We start from the raw sequence: 10,183 nt of genomic DNA, 5'->3' as shown, positions 1-10,183 counted from the left end.
GGTGAGGCAAGGTATTCTACCGTTGCTTGCCTGAAGGCAAATTCGACCACAAGCCTGCAACCGCCGTTAGTTCCAAATCCCCTATTATCAGTCCCTTCGGTACACGGGGTAGGGTTTAGGGGGTAGGGGGTAGGGGAAAAACTGTCCCTTACTCATAGGGGTCTAATACCCCGCCTAAAAACTTTGTTTTAGGGGCAAACAAGTTTAGTAGTAGTCCAACCTACCAGTATAACTTGTCCCCACACCCCACCCCCTACCACCTACCCCCCATTGAAAGCTTCCCTGTAGCCTAAACCAATAATAAATAGCGGCTAGACATAGGCGAAGCCTTCTCGAAGATGACACAGTCCGCGCTTCGCTGACTATGATGATCAAAATCATCAACGGGGTTTTTAACCGGGATTTGGTATCAGAAGATACATGAATTTTGTAGCATTAAAGCTCAACTGAGGAACTATACTGGTTCAGAATTAGTTTTCAATTTCCACCCTACTATAAATAGCATTACCATCTTTGCCAAGTAAAGGATTCTGATGACCTATCTCGAAACAACTGCTGAATTTTATTCTGAAGTCGCCCAAACACCCCAAGTTGGTTTGTGTTGTGTCCAAAGTAGCCCCTTACAACTGCCAGGACTGAAAATTCCTCCACTGATGGCGGAGATGAATTATGGCTGCGGTACTACGGTACATCCCACAGAACTCAGCAATCAGCCAACTGTCCTCTATGTCGGTGTTGGTGGTGGCTTGGAGGCGTTACAATTTGCTTATTTTTCCCAACGTCCAGGGGGTGTGATTGCGGTTGAGCCTGTTCAGGCCATGCGGGAGGCTGCTACCCGTAACCTGAAGATTGCTGCTGAAGACAATTCCTGGTTTGACCAGAGTTTTGTGGAAATTCGGGAAGGGGATGCCTTTGCCCTACCTATGCCAGATGATTCTGTAGATGTGGTTGCTCAGAATTGCCTATTCAACATCTTTGAACCGGCTGACCTGATGAAGGCACTCAAAGAAGCCTATCGAGTCTTAAAACCAGGTGGACGACTCTTAATGAGTGACCCGATTGCAACTCGTCCGATTCCACCCCATCTACAGGAAGATGAGCGGCTACGAGCTATGTGTCTGTCTGGTGCGCTAACTTATCAATCCTATGTCCAGCACCTGGTCAAGTCAGGTTTTGGTCAAGTAGAAATTCGAGCAAAACGTCCCTATCGGCTTCTGGATTGCCAAAACTACAACCTCGAAGAACCCCTGCTGCTGGAAAGTCTGGATTCTGTTTCTTTCAAAGTTGTGATCCCAGAGGATGGACCATGTATTTTTACTGGCAAGACAGCAATTTACATGGGCGCGGAAGAGTTTTTTGATGACAATGCGGGACACATCCTTTCCCGTGGTGTGCCAGCAGCTGTTTGTGATAAAACAGCTGGGAAATTAGGAAAGGTGAATCCAGAAGAAATCTTAATCACTGATTCAACTTGGCACTATGTTGGTGGTGGTTGTTGTTAGAGGTTAAGGATAAAGTCTGAAGTCTGAAGTCTGAAGTCTGAAGCCGACGCTACGCGAACAGACTTTAGACTTAATAAGTCTCACAATCCCAAGGCGATAAAAATATGATTCAAACAGACGTTTCAGCTGTTACACCGTTCCGCAAAAAACTGCAAGCTCCCTTAAGGAAACAGCCAATCACGGTTTTACAAATTAATCTGGGGAAGCGTTGTAATCTAGCTTGTAGTCACTGCCATGTGGAAGCTGGTCCTAAACGAACTGAAGAACTTTCTCCAGAAATTTGTGACCAGCTGATTACGCTGATTCATCAGTTTCCTCAAATTAAGACAATTGACTTGACTGGTGGAGCACCAGAGATGAACTATGGCTTTAAGCCATTAGTTGAAGCAGCATGGGAAACCGGAAAGGAGGTGATTGTTCGGTCAAATTTGACCATTTATTTTGAACCGGGATATGAGGATATACCTGACTATTTCGCTAAGCACCAATTACGAGTAGTGGCTTCTTTGCCTTGTTATCTGGAAGATAATGTAGATAAAATGCGGGGCAAAGGGGTTTACGATGATTCGATTCGGGCGATTCAATGGCTGAATCGGTTGGGCTATGGGAGAAACCCCAAATTAATTATTGATTTGGTCTACAATCCCTCCTTGCCACTGAGTGAAAATTTTTCTCTCACTCCTAATCAGGTTAAGTTGGAAAAGGATTATAAAGTGTTCCTAAAAAAACAGTTTGATATTGAATTTAACCAGCTATTTACAATTACTAATATCCCCGTTGGTAGAACAAAGTTTCATTTACAACGCACCAAGCTATATGCTCCCTATATGGTGTTTCTAGAAAATAGTTTCAATGGCAGTACGGTGGAGCATTTGATGTGTCGCAATGAATTGTCTATTGACTATCTGGGTAATGTCTACGATTGCGATTTTAATCAGATGGAAAATGTAGCAGCAACCTCTGGCACTGGAGAAAGGTTGACAGTTAGTAAACTGATCGAAGCAGGAAGTTTAGACATCATTGAGGAAATTCGCACTGCTTCCTATTGTTATGGCTGTACAGCAGGGTCTGGTTCCAGTTGTGGTGGTGCTTTGATTTGATCTAATCAGAGTTTTTTTTGATTATAATATGAATGAATTTTCATATCAATGATAATTCAACTGCTAACAAGTGCTGAATCATGAACTCAAAACGTCCATCATCTCAAGCATTCTGTGTCCGTAAGCTGAAAGTTTTAGCGGACAACACTCGTCTCACTGTTCTGGAAATTTTGATGGAAGGACCAAAACATGTTGGAGAGCTCAAGGCTGTGTTGGGAATAGAGCAAAGCCTGCTATCCCATCATCTCAGAGTTTTGCGGGATGAGGGATTTGTGAGGGCGACGCGAGATGGTAAGGCGGTGCTTTATCAGTGTTCGCTCACCATTCGGCAAAGCAATGGTAATAGAGCAATTGATTTGGGATGTTGTTGCCTCTGTTTTGATTAACAAAGTGCTGAGTAATTGCTCAGTTTTGAGTTGTCAGTGATATCAAGTCTGGCGGATTTTAAATTATTGATAAATTCCGCAATTCTAACTGAGCAATTCTAACTGAGCACTCTCATTATTTTATAGATAAGATGACTGACTGATGATTGATGAAAAATTTAACAACTCTGGCATCAATGTCTATGGGTTTAGTAGCTTGCTTTTGGCTACAATCCTGTGCCCAATCTCCGGAAGTAGCTACCCAATTAACAGATCAGTTGCAGGGTAAGTTAGTTTTAACCGGTTCTAGTACAGTAGCCCCCCTGGCGTCGGAAATTGGCAAGCGTTTTGAATCAGAAAATCCTCGTGTACGGGTGGATGTGCAAACAGGAGGCTCGTCTCGGGGTATTGCAGATGCTCGCCAAAGAGTCGCTGATATTGGCATGGTGTCTCGTGACCTAAAGCAGAGCGAGAAAGATCTGCAAGGGTTTGCGATCGCTCGTGATGGGATTGGCATTATCGTCCATAAAACTAATCCGGTGCAATCCCTGAGTAATCAACAGATTGTGGATATCTATCAGGGCAAAATTGATAACTGGCAAGATGTGGGAGGCAAGAGGGCACCAATTACAGTAGTGAACAAAGCCGAGGGGCGTTCTACTTTAGAGTTATTTCTGAAGTACTTCCAGCTGAAAAATAGCGAGATTAAGGCAGATGTGGTGATTGGGGATAATGAGCAGGGGATTAAAACAGTAGCGGGTAATCCTAATGGGATTGGTTATGTCTCCATTGGCACAGCAGAATATAGCAGCAAACAGGATGTTCCGATTAAGTTACTGCCCGTTGCTGGAATAGCGGCAACCACAGAAAATGTTCAAAACGGCACTTTTCCGCTATCTCGTTCCCTGACGTTAGTTACCAAAACTATTCCGGTTGGGTTAGATAAAGCATTTATTGAATTTTCGCGATCGCAAAAGGTACAAGACATTGTTACAGAGCAAAACTTTGTCCCCCTCGAAGAATGAAGAATGAAGAATGCTCAATTTTTTTCGGAGTGATTCTCTCCTGATCTCGACCCTACAAGGCTGTGCTGTGGTGGCTGGTGCTATCGTGGTGCTGATTGTTGTGTTCCTAATCACGGAAGCCCTGCCAGTATTGGGAGAAGTGGGATTACTCCCCTTTTTTACCGATCCATCCTGGCATCCTGCCGAAACTCTGTACAACTTCACCCCGATGCTTTGGGGTACCCTGTTGGTCACGGCTGGGGCGATGCTAGTAGCCACACCCCTGGGAATTCTATCTGCAGTCTTTTGTCAGTATTACGCGCCTCCACCGATTGCTGGACTTTATCGACGGCTAATTGAATTGTTGGCAGGGATGCCCTCAGTTGTTTATGGCTTCTGGGGTTTGGTGAAGCTAGTTCCCCTAATTGGACGCTTCCAACCACCAGGAGCCAGTCTCCTAGCTGGAATTGCGATTCTGACCCTGATGATTTTGCCAACTATTGCTCTGACCGCAGACGCTAGCTTTGCCAAAATCCCCCCAGAATACCTACAGGGATCAGCAGCCCTGGGACTATCCCGCTGGGCAACAGTCAGAGGTGTTGTGTTTCCGGCTGCTAAGTCGGGGTTGTTTACTGGCTTGATTTTAGGAACAGGACGGGCGATTGGAGAAACTATGGCGGTGCTGATGGTGTGTGGCAATGTGGTGCAAACTCCCAAAAGCTTATTTGAGCCGATGCGAACTCTTACTGCCAATATTGCCTTGGAAATGGCTTACGCTATGGGCAATCACCGCTCAGCACTTTTTGTCAGTGGCTTGCTGCTGATGGCAATAATTTTGGTACTGGTAGCAATTGCAGAAATGATCAGCAAGGAAGGAATTTATGAGTAAGAATCCTACCAAAACCAAGCCACAACCGACAACCGACAACTTCCAACCTGCAATCGACAACTTCCAAGTTTCAACAGTGATGATTTGGGCGATCGCACTGTTCGTAACTGCTGTATTCCTCTGGATTTTGAGTGATATCGTCTGGCACGGTGTCGGGCAAATTAACTGGGAATTCCTGACTACTGCACCAAAGAATGCTGGACGGGAAGGAGGGATTGCTCCAATTCTGGTTTCCACTCTCCTAATTTTAGGTGTATGTATGACCGTTTCTGTTCCGATTGGAGTAGGGACAGCAATACTGCTAGCTGAGTTCACAGATACTAAGAGTATTTTCGGGCGTCTGGTTCGTCGTAGCTTAGATGTGCTGGCAGGAGTACCCTCGATTGTGTTTGGGCTATTTGGCAATGCCTTTTTCTGCAAAACCCTAGGGCTAGGCTTTTCAATTTTGTCTGGGGGGTTGACATTAGCCTGTATGGTTTTGCCAATCCTAATTCGATCAACAGAGGAAGGGTTTCGCGCCGTTAGTGATGATTATCGACTTTCTGCCACTGCCCTTGGTTTATCCCGCACTACCACTCTCTGGAATTTGCTGTTACCAGCCGCAGCACCGGGACTAGTGGTGGGATTAGTGTTAGGCATAGGGCGAGCGATCGCTGAAACCGCAGCACTGATCTTTACTAGTGGTTATGTGGATCGGATGCCAGAGTCTTTGCTGGATTCTGGGCGATCGCTGTCGATTCATATTTTTGATTTGTCGATGAATGTAACAGGAGGAAATGCTAATGCTTATGCCTCAGCTTTAGTGTTGCTAGTGTTGTTATTGCTGATTAATAGTACAGCAGCATGGATGACTCAATATTGGTTGCATCGGAAGGTGGAGTCTGTTTGTAAGCTATCAGCTTAACCTGATAGCTTTTGAATAAAATAAGCTGATTGCTGATTGCTGCGGTGCGACCCCGGTCGGGTTTCCCGACCATGGGAAAGCGCACCAAGACAGACGGCTTACCTAATTACTAATTAATAATTTACAATTACTAATTATCAAAAACAATGGTTAACCCTTTAGAAACAATTGAGCGATTACCGGTAAGCCAGTCTATAAACGATCCATTGATTCAGACCGAACGGCTATGTTTACATTATGGGACAAAACCGGCTTTTGCTGATGTATCGTTGCCAATTTATAAAGGTTCGATTACCGCACTAGTGGGACCGTCTGGTTGTGGCAAAACTAGTTTTTTAAGTTGCCTCAACCGCTTGACAGATTTAATTCCTAATGCTAAAGTTACCGGTAGGATTCGCATTGGTTCCGTGGATGTGCTGAGTCCTCGGATGGATGCGATCGCAAAGCGTGGTGCTATGGAGCTAATTGCACTTCGTCGTCGTGTTGGAATGATTTTCCAAAAGCCGAGTCCCTTCCCCTTCTCAATCTGGAAGAATCTGGCCTTTCCGTTGCGGGAACATGGTGTTAAAAACCGGGATAACATTGCTCAGCTCATTGAAACCGCACTCCGGGATGTGGGTTTGTGGGAAGAAGTAAAAGACCGACTGCACACCTCGGCTCTTGCTCTGTCTGGTGGTCAAAAGCAGCGCCTGTGCATTGCTCGTGCCTTGGTGTTGCAACCGGAAGTACTTCTGTTAGATGAACCCTGTAGTGCCCTGGATCCCATATCCAGCGGTGTGGTCGAAGATTTGATCGCTAGGCTCAGGGGACGCTACACCCTAGTGATTGTTACCCATAACCTAGCTCAAGCCAGACGAATTGCTGACTATACTGCCGTCTTCTGGGTAAAGGAAGCAGTAGGACGATTGATTGAATACGGCTGTGTGGAGCAGATTTTTGAATCACCTCAACAAGCCTTGACAGCTGCCTATATCAATGGAATTAGAGGATAAAGCTGTGCTCTTTCCTACTCCGAATTCCCTACTGGGGAGCATTTGATTGTTCCTAATTCATACTGGTATCAGGCAACCAGTTAAGTTCCTTTTTCAGAGAAACATGGAGCTGATTAATCTCCTCGTTTTCCAGGATTTCTAATACAGCTAGATTCAAGTTGTTCTGGACATCATAGTAGAGCTTAGGATCAATCACAAATACCCTAATTTTAATCACACGAGCATTCTGTTCAAGGCGGGAAAATACAACTAAAACTTTATCCTTGTTCAAGCCCTCGATAGAGGGAACGTTTTGTTTAATAGCCTGACAAATTCGCCTAGTTTGCTCAGCCGAAATCCCATCAATTTTCAGATTTAAATTTATGCCCCACTGAACTGTATCCCCAGTCTTATCTGACCAATTTGCAAAAATTCCAGAAATCATTTGAGAATTGGGAAGTTTTTTGATATAACCCCACTCAGTAATAAGAAGCCTTGTACTTCTCAGACCAATATTGAGTATCTTAACCCTACCACTTACTCCGTCCAATACTATCACGTCACCGGGTTTATAGAGACCATCAGCATAGATAATCACCGTACAACACCAGTCATAGATAATGTCTTTGAATAACAAACCTAAGGCGACACCGGCACCACCGAGTAGACCAATCAGTGCACCAGCAGATGCCCCCAACAAAATCTCACTGGCTTTAATGACCGCAATCATCACTGCTGCGATCTGAAAAAGCCTTGGGAAGTAGGGGACGAACAAATCGTCGAGTTCAGTTTCAGTGTTGGCCGCCAATCGAGCTAGAAGCTCTCCCAGTAGTGGCGCAGCACGGTAAAGAATATAGGTGGCAATGAACAGAACGCTCACAAACAGAATCTCGGGGATTTTCTGATTCTGTGTATCACTAAGATGGGTGGCCACAACTAGATGTACTAGCCATAGTCCAGCGATCCAAATTAGCCAGCCTAATGGTGCCCTAAGAATCCTAATGAACTCATCGTCATGGGTGGTTTCTGTACCGGTGGTCAGACCCTCGAGTCTGTGAATGATTATTGAAGTGAAAAATCCTCGCAATATATAGGTGAAGAGGAGAATGAGCACCACAATCACTATCGTGGCAACAGGAATGTTGGGGAGCTGGAAGTCGGTATCAAAGATTCTTTCTTTGATTAGGTTGATTGTATTGTTGAATGTACCCTTAAGGTTTTCCATCGTTTCGACCAAAATACAGTAACAGAGATCGACCTGTGCTTAGTTCAATGGCAAGTCGATGGCAAGTCTCTTGGTGGAATGATCTTACTATAAGTTGCGAATTGACTAAGTTGCGAATTGACCCAATAGTGCTCGCATTGCTGAATTCTCGACTCAGGGGGTGACAAGCGCTCTTTAAAATCTTACAGGGGTGTTTGTTAATGGGGTTAGGTGAAGCGGGAAGAATGTCCGTGCGGGTATGGATTGATTAAAACTATCATTGACGAAGTATGCGTGAAAATTGCTTCAATTGCTGGGAAATACAAATGACTCCGATGCGCTCATTTTACCCAACACCTAAAACCATTAACCGTGCCACCTATATAGGTTTGAGCTTTGTTGTCACCCCGTGAGCTTTTGTTCAAAGGATTACTAGGATGTATATGCCACCTCACTAACTAAATTTTCCTTTAGCTGTTTGTAGTCTTGGAGTTCTTTTCTCAGATAAACATGCAGGTGATCAATCTCTTCTTTCTGAAGGATTTCTAATATGGCTATGTTCAAGTCATTCATGGCAGCAAAATATAATTTTCTATCAATCACAAATACCCTAACTAGAATCACACGAGCATTCTCTTCAATGCTGGATAATAAAACGAACATTTTCTGCTTGTGCAATCCATTAATAGACGGAATTTTTGCTTTAATCGCCTGACAAAGTCTGGTAGTTTGCTCCGCTGAAATTCCATCTATTTTCAGAGTTAAATTTATCGCTCCCAACTCCAACGTATCGCCAGGATTATGTGACCAATAATTGACCACAACTCCACCAATCATTTTAGAATTGGGAATTTTTTTAGTACCACCCACAGTAATAATACGAACCTTTGTGCTTCTCAGACCAATACTGAGTATCTCAACAAAACCATTGATTCCGTCTAATTTTACCCAGTCACCGGGTCTATAGAGACCATCAGCATAGATTACCACTGTACAAAACCAGTCATAGATAATGTCTTTTAATAACAAACCTAAGGCGACACCTGCGCCACCGAGTAGACCGATCAATGCACCAGCAGATGCCCCCAACAAAATCTCACTGGCTTTACTGGCAGCAATCAGGATTGCTGCGATCTGAAAAAGCCTTGGAAAGTAGGGGACTAACAAATCGTCGAGTTCAGTTTCAGTTTTTGCCGCCAATCCGGCTAGAAGCTCCCCCAATAGTGGAGCACCACGGTAAATAATATACGTGACAATGAACAGAGCGCTCACAGAGAGAATCTCGGGGATTTTCTGATTCTGTTCAGAAGTAAGATGGCTTGCCACAACTAGATAGACTAGCCATAGTCCAGCCAGCCAAATTAGCCAGCCTAATGGTTGCTTAAGAATGCTAATGAACTCATCGTCTAGGGTAGTTTCTGTACGGCTAGTTATCAGCTCGAGTCTGTGAATGATTATTGAACTGAACAAGCCTCGCAATATCTGGGTAAGGAGAAGGATGAGCACCACAATAACTATCGTGGAAACAGGAATGTTGGCGAGCTGGAAGTCGGAATCAAATATCCTTTCTGTGATTAGGTTGATTGTAGTGTTGAATGTACCCTGAAGGTTTTCCATCGTTTCGACCAAAATACACTAACAGAGATCGACCGCCTAGCTAAATGGCAAGTCGATGGCAAATCGATTGGCGAAACGATTTTACTATAAGTTGCGAATTGAGCGAATCCTACTAGGTATGTAATAAACAGGATTTAGAGCAATTGCCCGTTTGCGTAGCACCCTAGGAGCGAGTTTGAAACGTTTACTATCTGGGGTGCATCTGAATATTTGTAAAAAAGAAGGAGCCCGGGCGCAGGGAATGTGGGGAGTTTGGGACCCGGGCGTGGAAATTTTATTATTTTTGCCTAATTTCAAAGGTGCGCTCTTACCATTAAGAATTAAATTCGCGTGGCGGTGCGCACCTAAAAGCGATGCAGCTTCGAAGGGAGCCAGCGCTGCATCGCTTTTTCAAAGGATTCCTAGGATTTAGATACCACCTCACTAACTAAACTTCCTTCATCTTTTTGTAGTCTTCAATTTCCTTTTCCAGCTCAATATGCAGGTGATCAATCTCCTCTTTTTCCAGGATTTCTAATACAGCTAGATTCAAGTTGTTCTGGACATCATAGTAGAGCTTAGGATCAATCACAAATACCCTAATTTTAATCACACGAGCATTCTGTTCAAGGCGGGAAAATACAACTA

Annotated in this window: 9 protein-coding genes and 1 pseudogene; 7 read left to right on the top strand and 3 right to left on the bottom strand. The window is 44.2% G+C overall.

Going from position 1 to position 10,183, the window contains the following annotated elements; all coding sequences use genetic code 11:
* The first annotated feature begins 533 nt into the window (after positions 1-533).
* From arsM to F6K52_RS25070, 7 genes are all read left to right on the top strand, one after another.
* Positions 534-1,502 (top strand): arsenosugar biosynthesis arsenite methyltransferase ArsM, encoded by a 969-nt coding sequence (gene arsM, locus F6K52_RS25100; RefSeq protein ID WP_293084463.1) that lies wholly within the window; start codon positions 534-536, stop codon positions 1,500-1,502.
* A gap of 104 nt (positions 1,503-1,606) precedes the next feature.
* Positions 1,607-2,602, top strand: a complete 996-nt coding sequence (gene arsS / locus F6K52_RS25095) for an arsenosugar biosynthesis radical SAM (seleno)protein ArsS (protein WP_293084460.1) — start codon at positions 1,607-1,609, stop codon at positions 2,600-2,602.
* 80 nt (positions 2,603-2,682) lie between these two features.
* Entirely contained in the window at positions 2,683-2,988 is a 306-nt protein-coding gene (locus F6K52_RS25090) for a metalloregulator ArsR/SmtB family transcription factor (protein WP_293084457.1), read from the top strand.
* Between the two features lie 149 nt (positions 2,989-3,137).
* The gene (locus tag F6K52_RS25085) at positions 3,138-3,992 is read left to right on the top strand and encodes a phosphate ABC transporter substrate-binding protein (RefSeq protein ID WP_293084454.1); all 855 of its coding nucleotides are present in this window, start codon (positions 3,138-3,140) and stop codon (positions 3,990-3,992) included.
* Positions 3,993-4,002: 10 nt separating this feature from the next.
* Positions 4,003-4,860 carry a phosphate ABC transporter permease subunit PstC gene (gene pstC / locus F6K52_RS25080; RefSeq protein WP_293084451.1) on the top strand — a complete coding sequence of 286 codons (858 nt, stop codon included), beginning with the start codon at positions 4,003-4,005 and terminating at the stop codon, positions 4,858-4,860.
* Positions 4,853-5,764, top strand: a complete 912-nt coding sequence (gene pstA / locus F6K52_RS25075) for a phosphate ABC transporter permease PstA (RefSeq protein ID WP_293084448.1) — start codon at positions 4,853-4,855, stop codon at positions 5,762-5,764. The genes pstC and pstA overlap by 8 nt, the downstream gene beginning before the upstream one ends.
* Positions 5,765-5,910: 146 nt before the next feature.
* A complete protein-coding gene (locus F6K52_RS25070) occupies positions 5,911-6,756 on the top strand; it encodes a phosphate ABC transporter ATP-binding protein (protein ID WP_293084444.1) in 846 nt (281 codons plus the stop codon).
* 52 nt (positions 6,757-6,808) lie between these two features.
* Here the strand turns inward: F6K52_RS25070 and F6K52_RS25065 are convergent, their stop codons facing one another.
* From F6K52_RS25065 to F6K52_RS25055, 3 genes and pseudogenes are all read right to left on the bottom strand, one after another.
* On the bottom strand, positions 6,809-7,960 hold the full coding sequence (locus F6K52_RS25065; protein ID WP_293084440.1) for a mechanosensitive ion channel domain-containing protein: 1,152 nt from the start codon (positions 7,958-7,960) through the stop codon (positions 6,809-6,811).
* 411 nt (positions 7,961-8,371) lie between these two features.
* The gene (locus F6K52_RS25060) at positions 8,372-9,556 is read right to left on the bottom strand and encodes a mechanosensitive ion channel domain-containing protein (protein ID WP_293084437.1); all 1,185 of its coding nucleotides are present in this window, start codon (positions 9,554-9,556) and stop codon (positions 8,372-8,374) included.
* Between the two features lie 427 nt (positions 9,557-9,983).
* Positions 9,984-10,183, bottom strand: a pseudogene (locus F6K52_RS25055) (mechanosensitive ion channel protein MscS); the annotation flags it as partial.

This window comes from Moorena sp. SIO3H5, from assembly GCF_010692395.1.
In the GTDB taxonomy this organism is placed as follows: Bacteria; Cyanobacteriota; Cyanobacteriia; order Cyanobacteriales; family Coleofasciculaceae; genus Moorena.
Note: the sequence above shows the minus strand (reverse complement) of the source record. Positions and strands in the feature narration are given on the sequence as shown.